18 protein-coding genes and 1 pseudogene are annotated in these 22,279 nt (G+C 69.3%); 9 read left to right on the forward strand and 10 right to left on the reverse strand.

What is annotated here, in order from left to right:
* Positions 1 to 9 precede the first annotated feature (9 nt).
* Positions 10 to 777 carry an exodeoxyribonuclease III gene (gene xth, locus G8A07_RS13730; protein WP_195797763.1) on the reverse strand — a complete coding sequence of 256 codons (768 nt, stop codon included), beginning with the start codon at positions 775 to 777 and terminating at the stop codon, positions 10 to 12.
* A 766-nt stretch (positions 778 to 1,543) separates the two neighbouring features.
* On the opposite strand from xth, the gene G8A07_RS13735 reads away from it, so the two are divergent.
* The gene (locus tag G8A07_RS13735) at positions 1,544 to 3,847 is read left to right on the forward strand and encodes a TonB-dependent siderophore receptor (RefSeq protein WP_195792621.1); all 2,304 of its coding nucleotides are present in this window, start codon (positions 1,544 to 1,546) and stop codon (positions 3,845 to 3,847) included.
* Between the two features lie 230 nt (positions 3,848 to 4,077).
* Positions 4,078 to 4,263 (forward strand): annotated as a pseudogene (locus G8A07_RS13740) (transcriptional repressor); the annotation flags it as partial.
* 334 nt (positions 4,264 to 4,597) lie between these two features.
* On the opposite strand, the gene G8A07_RS13745 reads toward G8A07_RS13740, so the two are convergent.
* The 4 genes from G8A07_RS13745 to G8A07_RS13760 all read right to left on the reverse strand — a co-directional run bounded on the left by G8A07_RS13745 (position 4,598) and on the right by G8A07_RS13760 (position 9,250).
* Positions 4,598 to 5,851 carry an HD-GYP domain-containing protein gene (locus G8A07_RS13745; RefSeq protein ID WP_195792623.1) on the reverse strand — a complete coding sequence of 418 codons (1,254 nt, stop codon included), beginning with the start codon at positions 5,849 to 5,851 and terminating at the stop codon, positions 4,598 to 4,600.
* Between the two features lie 647 nt (positions 5,852 to 6,498).
* Positions 6,499 to 7,539 (reverse strand): cyclase family protein, encoded by a 1,041-nt coding sequence (locus G8A07_RS13750; RefSeq protein WP_249936989.1) that lies wholly within the window; start codon positions 7,537 to 7,539, stop codon positions 6,499 to 6,501.
* 118 nt (positions 7,540 to 7,657) lie between these two features.
* Entirely contained in the window at positions 7,658 to 8,554 is an 897-nt protein-coding gene (locus G8A07_RS13755; protein WP_195792624.1) for a LysR family transcriptional regulator, read from the reverse strand.
* 12 nt (positions 8,555 to 8,566) lie between these two features.
* Positions 8,567 to 9,250, reverse strand: coding sequence for a GntR family transcriptional regulator (locus G8A07_RS13760; protein ID WP_195792625.1), 684 nt, complete (start codon positions 9,248 to 9,250; stop codon positions 8,567 to 8,569).
* Between the two features lie 197 nt (positions 9,251 to 9,447).
* Here G8A07_RS13760 and G8A07_RS13765 point away from each other — a divergent pair, with 197 nt between their 5' ends.
* From G8A07_RS13765 to pcp, 6 genes are read left to right on the forward strand one after another with little or no spacing between them, the layout of a single operon-like run.
* Positions 9,448 to 10,176 (forward strand): DUF969 domain-containing protein, encoded by a 729-nt coding sequence (locus G8A07_RS13765; RefSeq protein ID WP_195792626.1) that lies wholly within the window; start codon positions 9,448 to 9,450, stop codon positions 10,174 to 10,176.
* A 1-nt stretch (position 10,177) separates the two neighbouring features.
* Positions 10,178 to 11,134 (forward strand): DUF979 domain-containing protein, encoded by a 957-nt coding sequence (locus tag G8A07_RS13770; RefSeq protein ID WP_195792627.1) that lies wholly within the window; start codon positions 10,178 to 10,180, stop codon positions 11,132 to 11,134.
* Between the two features lie 13 nt (positions 11,135 to 11,147).
* Complete coding sequence (locus G8A07_RS13775; RefSeq protein ID WP_195792628.1) at positions 11,148 to 11,918, forward strand: LamB/YcsF family protein; 771 nt, start codon at positions 11,148 to 11,150, stop codon at positions 11,916 to 11,918.
* An 8-nt stretch (positions 11,919 to 11,926) separates the two neighbouring features.
* Positions 11,927 to 13,504, forward strand: coding sequence for an urea amidolyase family protein (locus G8A07_RS13780; RefSeq protein WP_195797765.1), 1,578 nt, complete (start codon positions 11,927 to 11,929; stop codon positions 13,502 to 13,504).
* A 34-nt stretch (positions 13,505 to 13,538) separates the two neighbouring features.
* The gene (locus tag G8A07_RS13785) at positions 13,539 to 15,266 is read left to right on the forward strand and encodes a biotin carboxylase N-terminal domain-containing protein (RefSeq protein WP_195797766.1); all 1,728 of its coding nucleotides are present in this window, start codon (positions 13,539 to 13,541) and stop codon (positions 15,264 to 15,266) included.
* A 17-nt stretch (positions 15,267 to 15,283) separates the two neighbouring features.
* Entirely contained in the window at positions 15,284 to 15,925 is a 642-nt protein-coding gene (pcp, locus tag G8A07_RS13790) for a pyroglutamyl-peptidase I (protein WP_195792629.1), read from the forward strand.
* A gap of 8 nt (positions 15,926 to 15,933) precedes the next feature.
* Here the strand turns inward: pcp and G8A07_RS13795 are convergent, their stop codons facing one another.
* From G8A07_RS13795 to G8A07_RS13805, 3 genes are all read right to left on the reverse strand, one after another.
* Positions 15,934 to 16,527 carry a dihydrofolate reductase family protein gene (locus tag G8A07_RS13795; RefSeq protein ID WP_195792630.1) on the reverse strand — a complete coding sequence of 198 codons (594 nt, stop codon included), beginning with the start codon at positions 16,525 to 16,527 and terminating at the stop codon, positions 15,934 to 15,936.
* A gap of 115 nt (positions 16,528 to 16,642) precedes the next feature.
* Entirely contained in the window at positions 16,643 to 17,662 is a 1,020-nt protein-coding gene (locus tag G8A07_RS13800) for an RNA polymerase subunit sigma-70 (protein ID WP_195792631.1), read from the reverse strand.
* Between the two features lie 15 nt (positions 17,663 to 17,677).
* Complete coding sequence (locus G8A07_RS13805; protein WP_195792632.1) at positions 17,678 to 18,568, reverse strand: LysR substrate-binding domain-containing protein; 891 nt, start codon at positions 18,566 to 18,568, stop codon at positions 17,678 to 17,680.
* A gap of 82 nt (positions 18,569 to 18,650) precedes the next feature.
* Between G8A07_RS13805 and G8A07_RS13810 the strand changes: the two genes are divergently transcribed.
* Entirely contained in the window at positions 18,651 to 19,553 is a 903-nt protein-coding gene (locus tag G8A07_RS13810; RefSeq protein WP_195792633.1) for an EamA family transporter, read from the forward strand.
* 18 nt (positions 19,554 to 19,571) lie between these two features.
* On the opposite strand, the gene G8A07_RS13815 is transcribed toward G8A07_RS13810, so the two are convergent.
* Both G8A07_RS13815 and G8A07_RS13820 read right to left on the reverse strand, forming a co-directional pair.
* On the reverse strand, positions 19,572 to 21,335 hold the full coding sequence (locus G8A07_RS13815) for a family 2A encapsulin nanocompartment cargo protein cysteine desulfurase (RefSeq protein ID WP_195792634.1): 1,764 nt from the start codon (positions 21,333 to 21,335) through the stop codon (positions 19,572 to 19,574).
* Positions 21,310 to 22,239 (reverse strand): family 2A encapsulin nanocompartment shell protein, encoded by a 930-nt coding sequence (locus G8A07_RS13820; protein WP_195792635.1) that lies wholly within the window; start codon positions 22,237 to 22,239, stop codon positions 21,310 to 21,312. Before G8A07_RS13820 ends, G8A07_RS13815 begins: the two co-directional genes overlap by 26 nt.
* Between the last annotated feature and the right edge of the window lie 40 nt (positions 22,240 to 22,279).

The following is a 22,279-nucleotide window of genomic DNA, read 5'->3' on the forward strand; positions in this document are numbered from 1 at the left end:
GCTGCCGTTTCAGCGCGTCAGTGTCACGACCACCGGCGTGTGGTCGCTGGGGCGTTCGTTCTTGCGCGGCAGCTTGTCGATCACGCAGGCACTGACCTGGGGCTGCAGCGTCCGGCTGACCAGGATATGGTCGATGCGCAGGCCCTGGTTCTTGCGGAAGGCCAGGTTGCGGTAGTCCCACCAGCTCCAGCTCTTGGCCGGCTGCTCGAACAGGCGGAAGGCGTCGACCAGGCCCAGCTCCAGCAGGCCCTGGAAATGCGCGCGCTCCTCGGGCGTGCAATGGATCTGGCCGGCCCAGGCGACCGGGTCGTAGACGTCGCGGTCCTCCGGCGCGATATTGAAGTCGCCCATCAGCACCAGCTGCGGATGCGCGGCCAGCTCGGCCTTGATCCAGGCGCGCAGCGCGTCCAGCCAGCCCATCTTGTAGACGAACTTGTCGCTGTCCGGCGCCTGGCCGTTGGGGAAATAGGCGCCGATCACCCGCACGCCGGCCACGGTGGCGGCGATCACGCGCGCCTGCTCGTCGGCGAAGCCGACGATGTTCTTCACCACATCGGTGGCCGGCTCGCGACTCAGCAGCGCGACGCCGTTGTAGGTCTTCTGGCCGAACCACTGCACCTGATAGCCCGCATCCAGGATCGCCTGGGTCGGGAACTTGTCGTCGGTCAGCTTGGTCTCCTGCAGCACGATGGCATCGACCGGATTCGCGGCCAGCCAGTCCAGCAGCTGCGGCAGGCGCACCGCCAGCGAGTTCACGTTCCAGGTGGCAAGTTGTATTGGCATCTTAACTTGTTGATTATTAAGGTATTTTTATTTGTGTCTTGCCGCCTGACCCCCAAACGGTCCCCACGTCGTGCCAATGCACATCGTCGCGGCAAAGTTGCATTGGGGGTCAGTCTAGCCTTTCAGGGGGACCGCGCAAAGCGACGGCAAGGGCAAGAAAAACTAGCGCTCAGCCTGCTTGGATGCGTTCGGCAGGTGCGGGCGCATTGACGGTCATTGCGCCAAGATGTCTTGCATCCAAAGCCGGCAGGGCAGCGTATTGGCAACCGAATCCCACTGGGGCTTGCAGCTTGTCGGGGGCCGTAAAGGCCATTGCGCTGCGCCGGACCGCCGGCAGTACCGGCGGCAGGCGTGGGATGGTTGCGGGACAGACGCAGGCTATCTTGAGGCGGTCTGGAGCCTGAATCGGTGAGTCCGCTGCCCGCAGAGCGTTCTGCTGCAGGCTCCGTCAAGAACCGCATGCATTGCCTGGTGACGTTCCGTGTCCAGCACAGAGCTTGGCTGAGGCTCAGCAGTCGGCGCAGTCGAGGCCAATGACCCGTTGCTGATGCAGATGCACGGGCATCGTTTGATGCAGGGTGCGATTGCCGCACGCTCAGGTTCCCGCTGCGACTGTTGGATTTGTCCCGGAAACGGCAGGGCTCAGTTAGCACCGGGCAAGTGGAAAAGGCTTTCCCCTGGGGTGACGTGGCGAGCACCCAACAAGCCCGGACCCAGTCTAAAAAGATAATGCGCATCATTCTCAATAGCATTAAAGAAGATGCAGGTCCTCACCCTTCAAACTCGCGAGTCGTACTCGTCATCTCCCTCACCCTTTAGAACTCCCGGTAAAGCGCGTCGCCTACCCGGGCACGCGCTGTGCAGCGTGGTCGTACTTGGTGCTCTGCTGCCGCTGGGCGCTCAGGCCCAAGAAGCACGATCCGTCTCGGCTGCTTCGACCGAGCAGAAATCGGACAAGCGGGGCGACAGTGTCGTCGTGTCCCAGCTTGATGCTTCCGGCAAGAACACGCTGCCAGTGGTGGAGCTGACGGGGACGAAGATCAAGACGCTGTACGCCACGGTGGGCAAGCTTGACCAGGCGCTCAAGGAGATTCCTCAGTCGGTCACGGTGTTGTCCCAGGAGCGTATCGAACAGCAGGGCCTGCAGACACTCGATGACGCCATGCTTCAAACGACAGGCGTGACACGCGAGCAGCTCTGGTTGAACAACAAGTACTACTCGCGCGGCCTGGAGATCAAGAACATCCGCTACGACGGTGGCGCGACGTCGGTCATCACCGATCGGAACAACAATGCCGACCTGGCGCAGTTCGAGGAAGTCTCGATCATGCGCGGTGTGGACGGCCTGTTCGGTGCGGGTGATGCCGGCGGGGTGATCAACCTGCGGTCGAAGCGACCACAAGCCCACAGCGCGCTCGTGACGAGCGTCAGCGCCGGCAGCTGGAACAACTACCGAGCCGAGATCGACGCGACCGGCTCGTTGACCGGGGACCACCGGCTCAAGGGCCGTGCCGTGGCCGTGTTGCAGGATCGGGACCACTTCTTCAAGCCCAGCCACAGCCGTCGCCATATGGTCTATGGCGCGCTGCAGTTTGATCCCAGCCCCGACACCTCCGTGCTGGCCGGAATCAGCTTCCAGAAAGACAGGCAGGACGCGTTCAATGCCAGCCTGCCGCGTTATGTGGACGGCGCGGATCCCCAGTTCCCTCGCAGCACGACCATGGGCGCGCCTTGGGGCTGGATCGAGCGAGAGAACCGCGTGCTCTTTGGCATCGTGTCCCAACAGTTCGGTCCGCGCTGGAAGGCAACCCTGAACATGCGGCATATGGAAGGCGATGACGCGATCAACGGCGCGGAGATGGAAGGCAGTGTCAAGTACAGCACGCGCCAGTCGGACTGGTGGCGCTATCAGGACAAGAACCGAGGTAGCGAGACCCTGCTGGATGCCAACCTGCAAGGCCGCTTCGATGCCCTCGGCCGCACGCACGACGTGATCGTCGGCCTGGACCACGCCAAGTCCACCAAGCACTACAAGCAGAACTGGGTCTTCTACGGTTCAGGCAATGCCTTTGACCGCACGCCACCCCCGGCCTGGGATTTCCCGCCGAGCAGCTGGGACACGTCCACGCGCAATGCGGGCGACGCCTCCGCCGTCTACGCGTCGTTGCGCTTGCGCCCTGTCGATCGACTGGCTGTGATGGTCGGCGGACGCAAGGTGTTCAGCGAATCCCAGAGCATCCTCAACAAGAACACCAATGCCAGCAATGACTTCACGCAGAAGAGCGACTTCGTGCCTTACCTTGGCGCGGTCTACGACCTGACGCCTCAGTGGGCCCTGTACTTCAGCCGTGCGGAGATCAACCAATCCCAGCTGAACTACTTCGAGTCGGCCACGGGTCCATCGCTTCCTGCCGCTACCGGCAAGAACACCGAGCTCGGTGTGAAGGGCGAACTGGTCAAAGGGCGTCTGGCGGCAAGCCTGGCTGTCTTCGACATCAAGAAGGACAAGGAGGCTGTCTACAAGAGTTGGACGCCCACAGGCAACAACGCCTCATGCTGTTACGTCGCTACCGGCAGCAAGGCCAGTCGTGGTGCAGACCTGGAACTGAACGGTCTGGTGCAGCCCGGCTGGAATCTGTCCGTGGGCTACACCTACAACGACAACAAGAACGAAAGAGCCGATGACGCTCGCTTCAACACCCTGACCCCGAGAAACCTGCTGAAGATCTGGTCCAACCACGACCTGCAAGCCTACATCCCCGGCTTCAGCATGGGCTGGGGGGTCTCGGCGCAGAGCAAGAGCTACCAGTCAGGTTCGGTTCAGGCCTACAACCCGGCCTCTGGCGAGTTCGATGGTGCCTGGCAGAACTACGCGTTCGTGCAGAGGGGCTACGGGGTCTGGTCCTTGCGAGCGGCCTACGACATCACGCCCCAACTGAGCCTGGCCTTGAATCTGAACAACCTGTTTGACAAGCACTACTTCAGCACGATCGGGCAGAGCGGCTACGGGAACTTCTATGGCGAACCGCGCAACGCCGTGTTGACGCTCAAAGCCAGCTACTAAGGGGACCTAGCAGCGTTCAAGTCCATGGCCGAGGTGGGCAAGTTGCTTGCCCCTGTTTTTCCTCCCCCCTGAGCAGGACGCCATGCCGTGATGACAGCGGCATTGCTTTCTCGCCCCGGTGCCGCGAGGCCCTGGGGCGCTTCTTTGAGCCCGAGCCCTGATGATGAAGTGCAAGACACGTTCGGTGGAACGTGGTGTTAGCGGCCATGCCGTGGATGGAGAGGCAGCGCATGGCGCGAAGAAGTCCCGTGAACGTGAGAGCGGACGAGCTGAAGACCAACGGTCTGAAGGCCACGGTGCCTCGCCTGAAGGTCCTCGGAGTCTTTCATCAGTCCCAGCACCGGCACCTGTCTGCCGATGACGTCTATCGAGTGCTGCTGGAAGAGAACGCCGACATCAGCCTGGGCACCGTGTACCTCAAGGCCGCCCCCCAAGGACCTTGAGCATTTGCCCAGAGGCCGGGAGGCCTGCTGGGCTTTTTCTTGGTTGGCGAACTCTCGAGTGAGTCGGGATTTGATGCGGCTGGACCTGATCTTTGCGTTGTCGATGGGCGAGACCCTCGAGGAGGCGCACAGGACGGGGCGCCAGCTCATTGAGGAGGCGCATGGGCGCAAACAGGACAACGAGCTGCTGATCGCGTTGACGCGGCTGACGCTGGTGCGGGCCCAAGGCGAAAATCATGCGGCGGTTGAGCAATTGCTGTTGGAGGCGAAGCCGGTGATCGTGGCGCGGCTGGCGTTCACCCGATGCCTACTTCAGCCACAGGTCCTCCAATCCCGGGAACCCCCATTTCGACGGATCCTCAGGGCCGACGATGCGATCGGTTGCATTGGGCGCGGCCAGGTCGATTGTCTGGACCGGAATCTGCTCTTCGGAGCGCAATGAGAAGAACACGCGGACCACCGGCGTGAGTAGCGACTCGGCTCCCGGCGCGAGGACGATGGCCAATCGCTGAGAAGCCAGCCTCACCAGCGATCCGACGGGATAGATGCCGACCGACTTCACGAAAGCGCTGAAGAGCTGCTTGTCGAAGTGGCCCTCCCATTTGGCCATTTGGCGCATGGCTTCAGCAGGATTCCAAGCTTCCTTGTAAGCTCGCTGCGAGGTCACGGCATCGTAGACGTCGCAGATGGCGCCCATGCGCGCGAGCTCGGAGATCCTGGCGCCCGGCAGCTTATGCGGGTAGCCGGTGCCGTCGATCTTCTCGTGATGGTGCAGCGCGATGTCAACTACCGTCGAATCGGCGCCACTTGAGCGAAGCATGTTGGCGCCGGCTACCGTGTGGCTTCTCATGACGCTGAACTCGGCATCGGTCAGGCGGCCCGGCTTGTTGAGCACGTCAAGGGGCATCGCCGCCTTGCCCAAGTCGTGCATCAGTCCGCCGACACCGGCCAGCCGGGTGCGCTCGTCATCGAATCCGAGCTGACGGGCCATCGCGATCATCAATGCGCAGACGGCCACGGAGTGCATGTAGGTGTAGTCGTCGTGGGTCTTCAACCTGGCCACACTGAGCAGCGCCACGGGTTGACGCTCGACCGAGGCCGCGATTTCCCTGACGAGGAGCTGCGTGGTTCCTGCATCGATCGCTTTTCCGAGGCGCGCAGCCTGGAGCATGTCCTTGACCTGGGACTTTGCGGACAGGCAGATCCGCTTCGCGCGCTCGATCTCCTGTGTGATCGAGGTCGGGCCAGGGGATGACCTGGTCGATGACGCGGTCCCTTCCGTCATTTCGCCGGAAGGACGAGAGGCGGTATCGGGTTCGGGCGTTGTTGGAGGGCTGGGTGCCTGGGCATCCGCGGCGAGCCTCGATCGCGTGTCCACAACCTGGCCTTGACTCGGATCAATCCAAACATCCTGGATGCCACACTCGCGAATCGCCATCAGGTCGCGGGTGTCGGTCAGCAGGAAACTGCCTCGCAGGAACGGATGTTTCAACCAGGAGCCCCCCAGCTTGTGGATAAACATGCCGAGCTGCAGGTCGGTGACGGGAATCCGTGTCTTCAAGATCGTTCCTCGTACGTGTCGTCGTGGAGCCCTCCGGCTACCCTGTCCGGTCTGCAGGCGGCGCGGGATCTTGCAGCGAGCTATCGCCTATGACCCTGCCGAGCGGGTGTTTACATATTGGGGTGCTTGGACAGTTCCTTGACTTGCCGCGACTCTGTCACGTCGCATCGGAGCGGCCATCGGTGAACTATCGCTTGGCTTGCCACTTCTCCGCCATCATGGGCAGCGAATTTGGTGTGGTCAATCGGTTTCAACATGGCCCGTACATAGTGCTGGCGCTTTCCCGGGGGAGGCCGTGGGCGACATCGAGTTCGTCGGCAAAGTCATCGACCGTGCCGAGGCGACCGTGGCGACATGGCTCGCAATTCCAAGGCAAGTAGTCGATGCAGCAGGGCTTGTCGCCTACCGCTGCGTCCATCGCCGCCATCCGATGCCCGCGGCCCAGTTCCCACGAGCCACCCCTGGCCGGCCGCTGACGACGTCGACGCCGCCATCAGCCTGGGTGGGGTGGCCTGTGCCAGCGCGACATGATTGGACGGCGGGACAGGGGCGCCGCAACGGCACGTTGCTGGTCATCGGCAGCATGTTGTGCCAGCGGCCAACCCCTATCGTTGAGTTGCCCGATCCGTGACGATCGGGCCGTCTCCTCAGCGCACCGGAATCGCAATCGGCCGCAGTGGCGCGGCGTCGCCGCCGCGGATCTTCAGCGGGCCGCCGATGAAGGCGAACTCGTAGACCTTGTCGCGGGCCAGTTCGTCCAGCGCCACCAGCTCCATGATGGGCACGCCCTTCTGCGCCAGCAGGTAGGTGTGCAGCGGCACATAGTCGTCATCGACCTCGGAGGGGAAGGTCTCCAGGCTCAGGTTGTCGGCGCCCAGGATCATCGCGCCGCCGTCCTCGACCAGGAAGCGGGCCGCGTCCAGACCCAGGCCGGGTGGCTTGGCCATATAGGCCTGCGGCTGGCCGTAGAGCTTCATGCGGCCGGTGCGCACCAGCACGATGTCGCCTTCGCGCAGGCTCACCTTCTGGCGCGCCAGCGCGTCCTGCAGGTCCTGGCGGGTGATGCGGTACTGGTCGGGCAGCATGTCCAGACCCTTGGCGCCGGCCACGTCAATCAGCACGCCGCGCGCCACCAGCGGCGGGAACTTCTCGATGCCGGTGCGGCGCCAGCCGCGGTCGCCCAGATGCTCGTCGGCGCTGAAGCCGTTCCAGATCTTGCCGCGGATGCCGAAATGGTTCAGCGCGTCGATATGGGTGCCGGTGTGGCTGTACATCGAGAAGGCGGTGCCGGTGTAGCTGCGCGTCGCGTTCATGTCCTTGCCGACGTTCATCGGGTCGTCGACCACGGTGCCGCGCGGCGTGTGCGTCATCCAGAACTGGTAATGCGGGTCGCCCGCGTCCTGCCAGCTGGGCATGCCCATGTAGTACTCGGTGGCCAAGTCGTAGACCTGGCCGCCGCTGATGCGCTGCAGGATGGCGGCGCGCGAGGCCGGCGTGATCAGGTTCAGCCGGCCGATCTCGTCGGTGGGGCCCCAGGGGCTGGTGCCGACATCCTGCCTGGCACCGGCCGGGTGGCCATGCGGGCCGTGGGCCTGTGCTGCCGGGATGGCCAGGGCGCCGAGCGCGGCGGCGGTGATCCAGCCGAGCAGGGTAGCGGTGATGCGGGAAGAAGAGGGAAGAAGCGTCATTCGAAAGGTCCTCCGGCCGACATGGCCGATGGACGCAAGCGTAGGCTTCGGGGGCTTGGCGAATAAGCCCCGCGCGGTGGCGAGACTCTTCGCTGGCGCTTAAGAATCGGTCGGTCGATCAGTCCGCGCCGACGGCGGCGGGCAGGCGCTCGGCCAGGAAGTCGACAAAAGCCTTCACCTTGGGCTGCAGATGCCGGTGCGTGGGATAGACCGCGTAGACATGGCGCGGTGGCTCGGCCGCGTCGGGCAGCTGGATGCGCACGAGCTGTCCCGCCGCGATCGCGGGCCGCGCCAGGAAGGAGGGCAGCGCGCCGATGCCCAGGCCGGCGATGAGCAGCTCGCGCAGCATCAGGCTGTTGTTGGCGCGGATGCGCGGCGCGGCCTCGGGCGCAGCCTCCTCGGGCACCGGCCAGACGCCCGGCTCATGGGCCAGGCTGTAGGCCAGCAGGTCGTGTTCGCGCAGCTGCGCCGCGCTGCTGGGCATGCCGCGGCGGCGCAGATAGTCCGGCGCGGCGCACAGCAGCTGCGACAGCGAGGCCAGGCGCCGCGCGATCAGCGAGGAGTCGGCCAGCGCCGCGCTCAGGCGGATCGACACGTCGAAGCCCTGGCCCACCGCGTCGACCAGCCGGTCCTCCATCGCCAGGTCCAGCTCCAGCGCCGGGTGCAGCGCCATGAACTCGGCCAGCAGCGGCGCCAAGGTCGCCAGCGCGAAGGACTGCGGCGCATTGACGCGCAGCCGCCCGGCGACGCGCTGGGTCTGCTCGCGCACCGATTTCTCCAGCGCGTCCACCTCGTCGAGCAGGCGGCAGCATTCGGCGTAATAGGCGCGTCCGGTGTCGGTCAGGCCCATGCGGCGGGTGGTGCGCTGCAGCAGCACCACGCCCAGATGCGCCTCCAGGGTGCGCAGCTGCTTGCTCAGGCCGGCCGAGGAGACCTGCAGGTCGTCCGCCGCCCGCGCCAGGCCGCCCAGTTCGACGATGCGCCGGAAGGCGCGCATATGCAGCAGGGTGTCCATGCGGCAAGTGTCTCAGGCGGCCCAGTCCCCTTCGTCGAGCTTGCGCGCATAGACGGCCAGCACGATGCGCTCCGAATGCACCAGGTAGTCGTTCAGCTTGGCGGCGGCCTTGCCGAACTCGCCGGCCTCGGCCAGCTCCAGGATCTCGCGGTTCATGTCGACATAGGGCGCGTGCAGGAACTCCGGGTCGCGCAGCAGGCCGAAGGCCAGGCGCAGCTCGGCCAGCACCTGGGCGAACAGCAGGTTCAGGCGCTCGCTGTCGGCCAGCTCGACCACGCCCATGTGGAAGGCCATATTGGCCGTGCCCACGGCCAGCCAGTCGCCGGCCTCGCGTGCCTTGAAGGCCTGCTCGACCGCCTGGTGCATGTGCTTCTTGGCCGGATGCCGCGGGTAGGCCTGCGCCAGCGCCTGGCACTCGATCAGGCGGCGCACCCGGTAGATGTCGATGATGGCCGCGATGCTGGGCACCGCGACGAACACGCCGCGGTTCGGCTCATGGCGCAGCAGGCCGTCCTTGGTCAGCACCCGGAACACCTCGCGCAGGGTGTTGCGCGAGATGCCCAGCGCATCCGCCAGCGCCTGCTCGGACAGGCGCTGCCCCGGCGCGAACTCGCCGGCCGTCACCTTCTGGCGCAGCTGCTCCGCGACTCTTTCGCTCAGGGGCGGGGCGGGCGGAGGCGTCGTCGTGGCGGTCATGGCGTGGTGCGTCGAGAAGTGGGCGTGGCTGCGGGCGGGATGCCGCGCCGCATTGTGGCGCAGACCGCCCTTAAACCTGCACAAGTTCGCGGGTTTGTACCAGGATTACAGTTTTTTGAATGATCAACACAATATGAATTGTTGAACAATTTATCCGTGTTGCCCTTCAATCAAAACGATCTGGAGCTTCTCACACCATGACATCCATCCCCTCCTTGTGGCCCCTGATCGGGGTCGCGGTGATCATCCTGGGCTTTGTCCTGCGCTTCAACCCGATGGCGGTGGTGGCGGTGACCGCGCTCGTCACCGCGGTGGCGGCGGGCTTCCCGTTGGACAAGGTGCTGGCCACGATCGGCACCGGTTTCATCAAGACGCGCAACCTGCCGCTGATCCTGCTGCTGCCGCTGGCGGTGATCGGCCTGCTGGAGCGCCATGGCCTGCGCCAGCATGCGCAGGACTGGATCGCGCGCTTCAAGTCGGCCACCGCCGGCCGCCTGCTGCTGGTCTATCTGGCGGCGCGCCAGCTGTCGGCCGCGGTGGGCCTGACCAGCCTGGGCGGCCATCCGCAGATGGTGCGTCCGCTGCTCGCACCGATGGCCGAGGGCGCGACCGAGGCGCGCCACGGTCGCCTGCCGGACCGCGTCCGCCACAAGCTGCGCGCCTATGCGGCGGCGACCGACAACGTCGGCCTGTTCTTCGGCGAGGACATCTTCGTCGCCTTCGGCGCGGTGGTGCTGATGACCACCTTCCTGCACGAGGCCGGCATCGACGTCGAGCCGATCCATGTCGCGCTGTGGGGCATCCCGACCGGCATCGCCGCCTTCGTGATCCATGCCTGGCGCCTGCGCCGCCTGGACGAGGCGCTCAAGCGCGAACTGGACGCCCCGCGCGCCAGCCCCCTGAACGGCCAGACCAAGGAGGCCTGACATGACCATTTCTCTGGACCTGCTGTTCAATCTGGCCGGCGTGCTGCTGGCGCTGATCGCGGTGATGACCCTGCTGGACCGCCAGCATCCGAAGCGTTACACGACCGGCTTCTTCTGGGGCCTGTATGCGGCGATGTTCCTGGGCGGCCATCTGCTGCCGCCGGAGCTGGTCGGCGCGGGCGTGCTGACGATGGCGCTGATCGTGGCCTGCAAGGGCGTCGGCGCGGGCCAGGCCCGGCTGCCGTCGGCGGCCGCCTGCGCCGCCAGCGCGAAGCGCCTGGGGCATCGCCTGTTCGTGCCGGCGCTGGCGATCCCGCTGCTGACCATGGTCGGCACCCTGTCGGCCAAGCATCTGGTGGTCGGCGGCGCGCCGCTGATCGATCCGAAGAACGCCACCCTGGTCAGCCTGGGCCTGGCCTGCATCGTCGCGCTGGGGCTGGCCTGCTGGCAGACCCGCGAGACCCCGGTGCAGGGCGTGCGCGAGGCGCGCCGCCTGATCGACGCGCTGGGCTGGGCCCTGGTGCTGCCGCAGATGCTGGGCATGCTGGGCCTGGTGTTCTCCGACGCCGGCGTCGGCAAGGCGGTCGCCCATGTGACGACCACCTATATCAACATGGACCTGCGCTTCGTCGCGGTGGCCGTCTATGTCATCGGCATGGCACTCTTCACCGTCATCATGGGCAACGGCTTCGCGGCCTTCCCGGTGATGACCGGCGGCGTCGGCGTGCCGGTGCTGGTCGGCGTCTACCACGGCGACCCGGCGGTGATGGCGGCGATCGGCATGCTCTCGGGCTACTGCGGCACCCTGATGACGCCGATGGCGGCCAACTTCAACATCGTGCCGGCCGCGCTGCTGGAGCTGCCGGACAAGAACGCGGTGATCCGCGCGCAGATCCCGACCGCGCTGACCCTGCTGCTCGTCAATGTGTTCCTGCTGAACTTCCTGATGTTCCGCTGATTCCTTGCTTGCCATGAACCTGATCGATCTCAACAGCGACCTCGGCGAGAGCTACGGCGCCTGGCGCATGGGCGACGACGCCGCGATGCTGGACCTCGTCAGCAGCGCCAACGTCGCCTGCGGCTTCCACGCCGGCGACCCGGCCGGCATCCTGGCCACCCTGCGCGCGGCCGCCGAGCGCGGCGTGAGCATCGGTGCGCATGTGGCCTATCCGGACCTGGTCGGCTTCGGCCGCCGCAACATGGACATGGCCAGCGCCGACCTGCGCGCCAGCGTGATCTACCAGATCGGCGCGCTGCAGGGCCTGGCCGCCGCGGCCGGCACGCGGGTGCGCTATGTGAAGCCGCATGGCGCGCTCTACAACTTCATCGCCCATGACGAGCGCCAGGCGCAGGACGTGATCGCCGCGCTGCACGCGCTCGACGCGAGCCTGGGCCTGGTGGTGCTGGCCGGCTCGGCCCTGGCCGGCTGGGCCCGCGCCGCCGGGCTGCGCACCATCGAGGAGGCCTTCGCCGACCGCGGCTACCGTGCCGACGGCAGCCTGGTGCCGCGCCACGAGCCCGGCGCCGTGCTGCACGATCCCGAGGCGGTGGCCGCGCGCATGCTGCGCCTGGTGCGCGAGGGCACGGTGACTGCCAACGACGGCAACGCGGTGCGCATCGCCGCCGATTCGATCTGCGTGCATGGCGACAGCCCCGGTGCGGTCGCGATGGCGCGGCGCCTGCGCGAGCGGCTGGTGGCCGAGGGCGTCACGATCCGCCCCTTCATGGACGCCGCGGCATGAACGAAGGGATCCGTCTGCTGCCCGCCGGCGAGGCGGTGCTGGTCGAGCTGGACGACCTGTCCCACATGCTGGGCCTGCTGGCCTCGCTGCAGGCCGAGCCGATCGACGGCATCCGCGAGATCGTGCCGGGCGCCCGCAGCCTGCTGCTGGACATCGACCCGCTGAAGCTCAGCCGCGCAGAACTGGCGGCCGAGCTGGCACGGCGCCCGCTGGCGCTGCTTGACCGGCAGGACGGGCCGCGCGTCGAGATCCCGGTGCATTACGACGGTGAGGACCTGGCCGAGGTGGCGGCCCTGCTGCAGATCACGCCGGATGAGGTGGTGCGCCGCCATACCGGCAGCGACTGGTTCGTCGCCTTCACCGGCTTCGCGCCCGGCTTTGCCTATCTGACCGGCGGCGACGAACTGCTGCGCCAGCTGCCGCGCCGCGCGAGCCCGCGCACCCGCATCCCGCCCGGCGCGGTCGCGGTGGCCGGCGGCTTCAGCGGCGTCTACCCCAAGGCCAGCCCGGGTGGCTGGCAGCTGCTGGGCCAGACCCCGACCCCGATGTGGGACCTGGGCCGCGATCCGCCGGCGCTGCTGCAGCCGGGGCAGCGCGTGCGCTTCGTCGACGCGGGGCCGCGGCCGGCCGCGCTCGCGACCCCGGCCGAGCCGGTGGCCGAGGCGCCGCAGCATCCTGCGATCGCGATCCGCGCCACCGGCCTGCAGGCCTTGCTGCAGGACCTGGGCCGGCCGGGCCGGGCCGCTCAGGGCGTGGCCGCCTCCGGCGCGATGGACCGCGGCTCGCTGAAGGCGGCGAACCGCCTGGTCGGCAATGCCGCCGGCGAGACGGGCATCGAGCTGTTGCTGGGCGGCTTCGAGCTGGAGAGCCTGACCGACTGCGTCGTCGCGGTGACCGGCGCCGAGGGCCCGCTGACCCTGGTCGCACCGGACGGGCGCCGCTGGCCGGTCGAGCGGCACGCACCGCTGGCTTTGTCCGCCGGCGACCGGCTGCACATCGGCGACCCGGTCGCGGGCCTGCGCAGCTATCTGGCGCTGCGTGGCGGCATCGCGCAGGCGCCGGTGCTGGGCAGCCTGTCCTACGACTCGCTGGCCGAGGTCGGTCCGGCGCCGCTGCGCGCCGGCCAGCGCCTGGCGCTCAAAGCCCCGTGCGGCGCGGCGCCGGTCGGCCATGCCGAGCCGCCGCTGGCCGCCTGGCCGCGCGCCGGTGATCTGGTCACGCTGGACGTGACCCTGGGCCCGCGCAGCGACTGGTTCACGCCCGAGGCGCTGCGCCTCTTGGGCGAGCAGGACTGGGCCGTGACGCCGCAGTCGAACCGCGTCGGCCTGCGCGTGCAGGGCTCGCAGCCGCTGAGCCGCGCGGTCGGCGGCGAGCTGCCCAGCGAGGGCACCGCGCTGGGCGCAATCCAGGTGCCGGCCAGCGGCCAGCCGGTGCTGTTCCTGGCCGACCATCCGCTGACCGGTGGCTATCCCGTCATCGCCTGCATCGCGCCCTGGCACCTGGACCTCGCGGGCCAGATGCCGGTCGGCGCGCGCCTGCGCTTCAACATCGTCGCCGGCTTCGAGCCGCAGCGGCTGCCGCGCTGATTCCAGACATCTTCCGAGCTTTTCCATCATGCCCATCCAGAAGGTCCTCATTGCCAACCGCGGCGAGATCGCCGTGCGCATCGTGCGCGCCTGCGCCGACTACGGCGTCCGCTCCGTCGCCGTCTATGCCGATCCGGACATCGACGCCCAGCATGTGCGCCTGGCCGACGAGGCCTGGGGGCTGGATGGCCAGCGCCCGGCCGACACCTATCTGAACATCGCCAAGCTGCTGGAGCTGGCGCGGCGCAGCGGCGCCGATGCCGTGCATCCCGGCTACGGCTTCCTGTCCGAGAACGCGGCCTTCGCGCGCGCGGTGCTCGACGCCGGCCTGATCTGGATCGGCCCGCCGCCCGAGGCGATCGAGCAGCTGGGCGACAAGGTCTCGGCGCGCCGCCTGGCGATGGAGGCGGGCGCGCCGCTGGTGGCCGGCTCGCCCGGGCCGGTGTCCAGCCCCGAGGAGGTGCTGGCCTTCGCGCGCGAGCATGGGCTGCCGATCGCGATCAAGGCGGCCTTCGGCGGCGGCGGCCGCGGCATGAAGGTGGCCTGGCAGCTGGAGGAGGTGGCCGAGCTCTACGCCTCGGCGGTCCGCGAGGCGACCGCGGCCTTCGGGCGCGGCGAATGCTTCGTCGAGCAGTTCCTCGACCGGCCGCGCCATGTCGAGGCCCAGGTCATCGCCGACACGCAGGGCCATGTCCTCGTGCTGGGCACGCGCGACTGCTCGCTGCAGCGGCGCAACCAGAAGCTGGTGGAGGAGGCGCCCGCGCCCTTCCTGAGCGAGGCGCAGCGCGAGCGCATCCATGCCGCGGCGCGCGATGTCTGCGCGCGCGCCGGCTATGTCGGCGCCGGCACGGTGGAGTTCCTGCTCAGCGCCTCCGGCGCGATCTCCTTCCTGGAGGTCAACACGCGGCTGCAGGTGGAGCATCCGGTCACCGAGGAGACCTGCGGGCTGGACCTGGTGGTCGAGCAGCTGCGCATCGCCGACGGCCTGCCGCTGAGCCTGCGCGAGACGCCGGCGCTGCGCGGCCATGCGATCGAGTTCCGCATCAATGCCGAGGATGTGGGCCGCGGCTTCCTACCGGCGCCCGGGCCGGTCGATCTTTTCGCGCCGCCTTCGGGCCCCGGCGTGCGGGTGGACAGCGGCGTCGCCAGCGGCTCCATCGTGCCGCCGGCCTTCGACTCGCTGATGGCCAAGCTGATCGTCACCGGGGCGACCCGCGAGCAGGCGCTGGCGCGGGCGCGGCGTGCGCTGGCGGAGTTCCGCATCGAGGGCCTGCCGACGGTGCTGCCCTTCCACCGCGCGGTGCTGGAGCATCCGGACTTCATCGCCGCGGACGGATTCAAGGTCCACACGCGCTGGATCGAGACCGACTTCGCGCCGACCCTGGCCGCCGCGCTGCGCCCCGAGCCGCTGGCCGCGCAGCCGCTGCAGCGCCTGGCGATCGAGATCGACGGCCGGCGTGTCAGCCTGGGCCTGCCCAGCGAGCTGCTGCGCGGCCTGGCCAGCGGCGCGCAGGCGCCCCTCGCGGCCGCTGCGCCCGAGCCCGTGCTTGACCTGGCCGTGGTCGCCGCGCCGATGGCCGGCCAGCTGCAGGCCTGGAAGGTGGAGGAGGGCGCCGAGGTTGCCGCCGGCCAGCTGATCGCGGTGCTGGAGGCGATGAAGATGGAGACCCAGGTGCTGGCGCCGCATGCCGGGCGCCTGAGCCGCCTGGCGGAGGCCGGCGCGCAGCTCGCGGCCGGCGCCGCGCTGGCGCGCATCGAGTGAAGCGGAGTCCGACAAACATGAAGAACATCCTCCTGACCGGTTTCGAGCCCTTCGGCGGCGAGTCGATCAACCCCTCCTGGGAACTGGCGCGGGCGCTGGACGGCGAGCTGATCGCCGGCGCGCGCGTCGTGGCGGTGCAACTGCCCTGCCGCTTCGGCGCGGCCCTGCACAGCCTGGCCGAGGCGCTGAAGCGCGTCGCGCCGGTGCTGACCCTGGCCACCGGCCAGGCCGGCGGGCGCAGCGACCTGTCCTTCGAGCGCGTCGCGATCAATGTCGACGATGCGCGCATCCCCGACAACGCCGGCGCGCAGCCGGTCGACCTGCCGGTGATCGCCGACGGGCCGGCCGCCTATTTCAGCAGCCTGCCGATCAAGGCCATCGTCGCCGGCCTGCGCGCCGCCGGCATCCCGGCCTCGGTGTCGCAGACCGCCGGCACCTTCGTCTGCAACCATCTCTTCTACGGCCTGCAGCACCAGCTGCGCGGCCAAGAAGGCGCGCGCAGCGGCTTCATGCACATCCCCTACCTGCCGCAGCAGGCGGCCCAGCACCCGGGCCAGCCCAGCCTGCCGCTGGAGACCCTGGTGGCCGGCACCCGGCTGGCGCTGGAGCTGGCCCTGACGGCCCAGGAGATCCGGGCCGGTGGCGGCCAGCTCAACTGAGCGACCTCTCAGGCCTCGGCGCTGCAGGCGTAGCGCAGCAGCACCAGCTCGGAGTCGGCCAGGCGGCGCTGCTCCAGCAGCTCCAGGCGCAGCGGCGGCGGCGCCACCTCGAACAGGCGCTGGCCCTCGCCCAGCAGCACGTTCGCGACCAGCAGGCGCAGCTCGTCGACCAGGCCCTCGGCCAGCAGACCCTGCATCAGCCGCCGGCTGCCATAGGCCAGCAGGTCGCGCGGCGCGCTCGCCTTCAGCGCGCGGATGGCCGCGTGCGCCTGCGCGCGGCGCAGCACGGTCGCGTCGCGCCAGGGCGCATCCGCGCTCAAGGTCAGGCCGTCGCTGACGACCAGCTTGTCGGCCCGCGCGACCCGCGTCGCGATCTCGGCCAGCACCGGATCGTCGGCGGGCGGATCCTGCGCGAGGCGGGGCCAGAAGTCCTGGAACAGCTCGAAGGTGAGTCGGCCGAACAGCAGGGTGCCGGCGCCGCGCAGCAGCTCGAGATTGTGCCGGTCGAAGGCCGGGCCCATCGGCAGGCGGTCGAGCACGCCGCCGGGGCCGGCGCAAAAACCGTCGAGGGAGACCATGTGGCTGAACACGAGTTTGGCCATGGGAGAGCACCTTTCGTCATCGTTGCTGGGGTCTGATTGAGGCAACGACGGCCGCGCGCGGCGCGAGCCGTCACTGCTTCAGAGACGCGGTGCGGGCAAAACTCATCGGTCCAGCTCAGTAAAGCTGCTCGGCCAGCCCGAAGCGCCGGTACAGCGCGGGCTCGAGAAAGCTGTGCAGGCCGGCGATGCGGCCCTCGCGCAGGCTCAGCAGCACGATCGCGCCGAGCCGGAACGGGCCATCGTCACCTTTCTCGCTGCCCATATAGCAGGCAAAACCCGGCTGCCCGTTGGCCCAGAGCGGCCGCAGCCGCCAGGGCGTCGCGAACACCCGCTCGGCGATGAACCTGCCGACCCAATGCCGGCCATCGAACCAGGCCGGCAGCGGCGGCATCGTGAAGCGGGCATCCTCGGTAAAGAGCCGCAGCAGCGCCGGCAGGTCGCGCCGCTCCCAGGCGCCGACGAAATCGGCCAGCAGCGCGCGCAGGCCGTCCTCGCCCAGGCGCTGCAGCTCCAGCTCCTGCGGCGGCCCGGGCAGGCGCGCGCGCAGGCTGGCCTGCGCCCGCTGCAGCGCGCTGTTCACCGCGGCGACCGTGCTGTCGAGCAGCTCGGCCGTTTCGGCGGCGCTGTACTCCAGCACCTCGCGCAGCAGCAGCACCGCGCGCTGTCGGCCCGGCAGGTGCTGCAGCGCGCTAACGAAGGCCAGCGCCACCTGCTCGCGCCGCAGCAGCAGCGCGGCCGGGTCTGCGGCGTCCTCCTCGGGCAGCGGCTCCAGCCAGACCGGGCCCGGCACCATCTCGCCCAGCTCGGCGGTGTCCTGCAGCGGCGGGGCGTAGTCGGGCGACTGCAGGCGGCGCGGGCGCTGCGCGATCAGGCGCAGGCAGACATGGGTGGCGATGCGGTAGAGCCAGGTGCCCAGGGCGCTGCGCGCCTCGAAGCCGGCCAACCCGCGCCAGGCGGCGAGCAGGGTCTCCTGCAGCGCATCGTCGGCATCCAGCGGCGAGCCGAGCAGGCGGTAGCAATGCCGGTGCAGCGGGCGGCGCCAGGGCGCGAGCAGGCGCTCGAAGGCACTGTCATCACCGGCGCGGGCACGAGCCAGCTCGGCGGGGTCGGGGGGCTCGAGGGAATAGGCGGGCATCGGCCGATGGTGGCATCAAAGCGGGCCCTGCGCGACCTGCTGTTCGATCCAGTCGGTGAAGGCGCGCACCGCGGGCTTCTCCGCCAGTTCCTGGCGGCAGGCCATCCACATCGCCTTGTCGGTGGCGCCGGCGGCCTGGCTGGACAGGCACATCAGCTCGCCCGAGCTCAGCCAGGGCTCGACCAGGGAGCGCCGCAGCCAGGCCACGCCCAGGCCGCGCAGCGCGGCATGCAGCACCAGCAGCGCGTCGGCGCATTCCAGCGCGGCCGGCGGCTCCAGCCGCGCGCCCTCCAGGCGCCGCGGCCAGGGCTGGCCGGCCAGGCGCAGCAGCTGCCGGCCCGGCCAGGCGCCGGGATCGCGGCCCCGGGCCTCGACCCAGCGCGGCGTCGCGACCGCGACCAGCATGTCGCGCCACAGCAGCCAGCTCTGCAGCCCGCTGCGCTCGAACTGGCCGAAGCGCAGCGCCACCGCCGGCTCCAGCGGCGGCAGGCTGACCGGCGTGTAGCCGACCTGCAGGCTCAGCACGATGGCCGGATGCCGCTCTATGAAGTCCTGCAGCCGCGGCAGCAGCCAGGTCTGGGCGAACGAGGGCAGGGTGTGGATCGCCAGCGGCTGTGGCGCGGCGTCGGCCGAGGCCTGCTGCGGCCCATGCAGGGCCGCATGCAGCGCGTGCAGCGGCTCGGCCAGGCGCGCCAGCAGGGCCTGGCCGGCGGGAGTCAGGCGGATGCGCGGCCCGCTGCGGGTGAACAGGGCCTCGCCGCAGCCATGCTCGACCAGGGCCACCGCCCGGCTCACCGCGCTGTGCGTCAGGTGGCGCTCGGCCGCGGCCGCGCTGAAGCTGCCGAGCCGGGCCGCGGCCTCGAAGGCCTGCAGCGCATGCAGCGGGGGAAGGTCGAGTCGGGACATCGCGCCATTGTGCGTGCTGCGCATGCTTAATGCGCGCCGATTGCGCTTTTCGTGCGGATTGCCCGCGCCCAGAATCGCTGCCATGAAGCACAAGGACTGGCTGCCGCTACTCGCCATCACGGCCCTGTGGGGGCTGAACTTCTCGGTCATCAAGCTCGGGGTGGCCCACCTGGACCCGCTGAGCCTCGCCGGCCTGCGCTTCCTGCTTTGCGCGCTGCCGCTGATCGCCTGGCTGCCGCGGCCGCGCGGCATCGGCTGGGGAGGGCTGGCGGCCTATGGCCTGCTGTTCGGCGCCGGCACCTGGGGGCTGATGACGGTGGCCCTGCACCTGGGCCTGGGCGCCGGGCCCAGCGCCTGGCTGCTGCAGGCCAGCGCCTTCCTGACCCCGGCGCTGGCCGCGCTGCTGCTGCGCGAGCCCTGGACCGGGCCGCAGCGGCGCGGCGCGATACTGGCCTTCTTCGGCTTCGCGCTGGTGCTGCTCGCGATGCGCGGTGCGACGCCGGCCGCGGCCCTGGCGGCGGCGCTGGCCGCCGCGCTGAGCCTGAGCCTGGCCAATCTGCTGCTGCGGCGCTGCGGCCTGCCGGTTGCCGAGCTGATGGGGCTGATGGTCTGGTCCGCGCCCTTCGCGGCCCTGCCGCTGCTGGGTGCGGCCTGGGCGATCAACGGCGGCGCGGCGATGCTGGCGCTGCCCGGGCGTCTCGCGGCCTGGCCGGCGCTGGGCTCGCTGCTGTTCCAGGTCTATCCGGTCACCCTGCTGGGCTACTGGGTCTGGAACCGGGCGCTGCTGCGCCATGGCACCGCGACGGTGGCGCCGGTGGCTCTGCTGGTGCCGATCTGGGCGCTGGGCTTCGGCCTGCTGCTGGGCGGGGCCCGGCCGGACGCGACCCAGCTCGCGGGCATGGGCCTGATCGGCGCGGGCCTGCTGCTGGGCAGCGGCGCCTGGCATCGCCTGGCCGCCGCCGCCTCGCGCCTCGCCCGCGCCTGAGGGCCTGCCGCTGCTTCATCAGCGCCTGGTGGCCAGGCGCCGCACCACATCGGTCAGCAGGTCGATCTCCTCGCAGGTGTTGTAGAAGGCCAGCGAGGGCCGTACCGTCGCCTCCAGGCCGAAGCGGCGCAGGATGGGTTGGGCGCAATGGTGGCCGGAGCGCACCGCGATGCCTTCCTCGTTCAGCGCGCGGCCGACCTGCTCGGTGCTGTAGCCGTTCAGCACGAAGGACAGGACGCTGGTCTTGGCCGCCGCGGTGCCGATCAGGCGCAGACCCGGGATGGGGCGCAGCCGCTCGGTCGCGTAGTCCAAGAGGTCATGCTCGTACTGCGCGACGCGTGGCAGGCCCAGGCCCTGCAGGTATTCCAGCGCCGCGCCCAGGCCCACCGCATCGGCGATATTGCCGGTGCCGGCCTCGAAGCGCGCCGGCGGTGGCTGGTAGATCGTGCGCTCGAAGCTGACGTCCGCGATCATGTTGCCGCCACCCTGCCAGGGCGGGGTCTGCTCCAGCACCTCGCGCCGGCCGTAGACCACGCCGATGCCGGTCGGCGCGAACACCTTGTGGCCGGAGAACACGAAGAAGTCCGCGCCCAGGGTCTGCAGATGGACCGGCAGATGCGAGACCGATTGCGCGCCGTCCACCAGGGTGGTCACGCCCGCGGCCTTGGCCAGCGCGACGATTTCCTGCACCGGCGTGATCGTGCCCAGCGCGTTCGACACCTGCGTCACCGCGACCAGCTTGGTGCGCGGGTTCAGCAGCTTGCGATACTCGTCGAGCCTGAGCTGCCCGCTGTCGTCGACCAGGATCACGCGCAGCTTCGCGCCCTTGTCGGCCGCCAGCTGCTGCCAGGGCACGATATTGGCGTGATGCTCCAGCTGCGAGACGATGATCTCGTCGCCGGCGCCGATGTGCTTCGCCCCCCAGCTCTTGGCCACCAGGTTGATGCCCTCGGTGGCACCGCGCACGAAGATGATCTCCTCGGTGCTGGCCGCGCCGAGAAAGCGCGCGACGATCTGGCGCGCACCCTCGTAGGCATCGGTGGCGCGGGCCGCCAGCTCATGCGCGGCGCGGTGGATGTTGGAGTTCTCGTGCGCGTAGAAGTAGGCGAGGCGCTCGATCACCTGGCGCGGCTTGTGGGTCGTCGCCGCGTTGTCCAGCCAGACCAGGGGCTTGCCGTTGACCCGCTCGGCCAGGATCGGGAAGTCGCGCCGCACCGCCGCCACATCGAAGCCGCCGGGCACGCTGCGCGGCTGCAGCTGCGGGCTGCCGGCGCGCTCTTCATGCGCCTCGACCTGGGCCGGCTGCACGAAGTAGTAGTCCGCGCCCGGCTGCGGCTGCGATGGGGGCTTGGGCTCGGCCAGCAGCGCGAGCAGAGCATCCTGCCCCGGCAGGCCGAAGGCCTGGGGCGAGAGCCAGTCGGCGACCGGCGGCGGCGCCGTGCCCGAAGCCAAGGCGGGCGCGGCCTCGTCGACGAAGTAGTAGCCGCCACCACCGACGGAGGGCCGGCTCGGCGCCGTCGCCGGCAGGGGCAGGGCCGCCGCATAGGCCTGCGGCACGCCCTGGGCCTGGCCGCCCTGGCGCGGCGCCTGCGCGGCATGGACTTGCTGCGGCGGCGCGGCCTCCAGCCTCGGCGCTGGCGCTTCGGCCAGTGAGAGTTCCGAGCTCGATGAAGGCGGCTTGCCGGCCGCCTCCGCAAAGAACTCGCCGGCCAGCCGGTTCAGCGCCGCCAGATCCAGCGGGCCGGCGCTGAGCGCCTCACTTGTAGGTGTCTGGATAGTCATGGTACTTGCCGATCTCCACGTCCTCCAGCACCGCCAGCGCGTCGTCGCTCTGCACCGCCAGCGAGCAGTACAGCGAGATCAGGTAGCTGGCGATCGCGTTGCGGTTGATGCCCATGAAGCGCACCGACAGGCCCGGGCTCTGCTCGCCCGCGAGGCCGGGCTGATACAGGCCGACCACGCCCTGGCGCTTGTCGCCGACACGCAGCAGCAGGATCTTGCTCTTGCCGTCCGCCACCGGCACCTTGTCCGAGGGGATCAGCGGCAGGCCGCGCCAGGTCAGGAACTGCGAGCCGAACAGGCTGACGGTCGGCGGCGGCACGCCGCGGCGGGTGCATTCGCGGCCGAAGGCGGCGATCACCAGCGGGTGGGTCAGGAAGAAGGCGGGCTCCTTCCAGACCTTGCTCAGCAGTTCGTCCAGATCGTCCGGCGTCGGCGCGCCGGTCAGCGGGTAGACAATCTGCTCGGGCGCGACATTGGCCAGCAGGCCGTAGTCGGGGTTGTTGATCAGCTCGCTTTCCTGGCGCTCCTTGATGATCTCGATCGTCAGGCGCAGCTGCTCCTTGATCTGGTCATGCGGGCTGCTGTAGAGGTCGGAGACGCGGGTGTGCACGTCCAGCACGGTGCTGACCGCGTTGAGGAAATACTCGCGCGGCTGCTCCTCGTAGTCGACGAAGGTCTGCGGCAGCTCGCTCTCGTCGCGCGCGGCGCAGGCGACGCGGATGTCCTTCGCGTTCTTGACCTTGTTGAGGCGGTAGATGCCGGCCTCCACCGGCTGCCATTGCAGCAGATGCGTCAGCCAGCGCGGGCTGATGACGGACAACTGCGGAACGGTCTTGGTCGCGTTGGCTAGCTGGCGCGCGGCATTGTCGCTGAGCGCCTGCTGGGCCTCTTGGCTGTCGGCCATGAATGAAAGCTCCTGGTGGTGGTGAAAGAAAGGACGGGAA

The sequence above is a fragment of the Roseateles sp. DAIF2 genome (assembly GCF_015624425.1).
Lineage (GTDB): Bacteria > Pseudomonadota > Gammaproteobacteria > Burkholderiales > Burkholderiaceae_C > Kinneretia.

What these genes read in the sequence shown, in the direction of transcription:
- G8A07_RS13735 (WP_195792621.1), top strand. Translation starts at nt 1,544, where the DNA reads ATGCAGGTCCTCACCCTTCAAACTCGCGAGTCGTACTCGTCATCTCCC.
- G8A07_RS13750 (WP_249936989.1), bottom strand. Translation starts at nt 7,539, where the DNA reads ATGACGCTTCTTCCCTCTTCTTCCCGCATCACCGCTACCCTGCTCGGC.
- G8A07_RS13755 (WP_195792624.1), bottom strand. Translation starts at nt 8,554, where the DNA reads ATGGACACCCTGCTGCATATGCGCGCCTTCCGGCGCATCGTCGAACTG.
- G8A07_RS13760 (WP_195792625.1), bottom strand. Translation starts at nt 9,250, where the DNA reads ATGACCGCCACGACGACGCCTCCGCCCGCCCCGCCCCTGAGCGAAAGA.
- G8A07_RS13765 (WP_195792626.1), top strand. Translation starts at nt 9,448, where the DNA reads ATGACATCCATCCCCTCCTTGTGGCCCCTGATCGGGGTCGCGGTGATC.
- G8A07_RS13770 (WP_195792627.1), top strand. Translation starts at nt 10,178, where the DNA reads ATGACCATTTCTCTGGACCTGCTGTTCAATCTGGCCGGCGTGCTGCTG.
- G8A07_RS13775 (WP_195792628.1), top strand. Translation starts at nt 11,148, where the DNA reads ATGAACCTGATCGATCTCAACAGCGACCTCGGCGAGAGCTACGGCGCC.
- pcp (WP_195792629.1), top strand. Translation starts at nt 15,284, where the DNA reads ATGAAGAACATCCTCCTGACCGGTTTCGAGCCCTTCGGCGGCGAGTCG.
- G8A07_RS13795 (WP_195792630.1), bottom strand. Translation starts at nt 16,527, where the DNA reads ATGGCCAAACTCGTGTTCAGCCACATGGTCTCCCTCGACGGTTTTTGC.
- G8A07_RS13800 (WP_195792631.1), bottom strand. Translation starts at nt 17,662, where the DNA reads ATGCCCGCCTATTCCCTCGAGCCCCCCGACCCCGCCGAGCTGGCTCGT.
- G8A07_RS13805 (WP_195792632.1), bottom strand. Translation starts at nt 18,568, where the DNA reads ATGTCCCGACTCGACCTTCCCCCGCTGCATGCGCTGCAGGCCTTCGAG.
- G8A07_RS13810 (WP_195792633.1), top strand. Translation starts at nt 18,651, where the DNA reads ATGAAGCACAAGGACTGGCTGCCGCTACTCGCCATCACGGCCCTGTGG.
- G8A07_RS13815 (WP_195792634.1), bottom strand. Translation starts at nt 21,335, where the DNA reads ATGACTATCCAGACACCTACAAGTGAGGCGCTCAGCGCCGGCCCGCTG.
- G8A07_RS13820 (WP_195792635.1), bottom strand. Translation starts at nt 22,239, where the DNA reads ATGGCCGACAGCCAAGAGGCCCAGCAGGCGCTCAGCGACAATGCCGCG.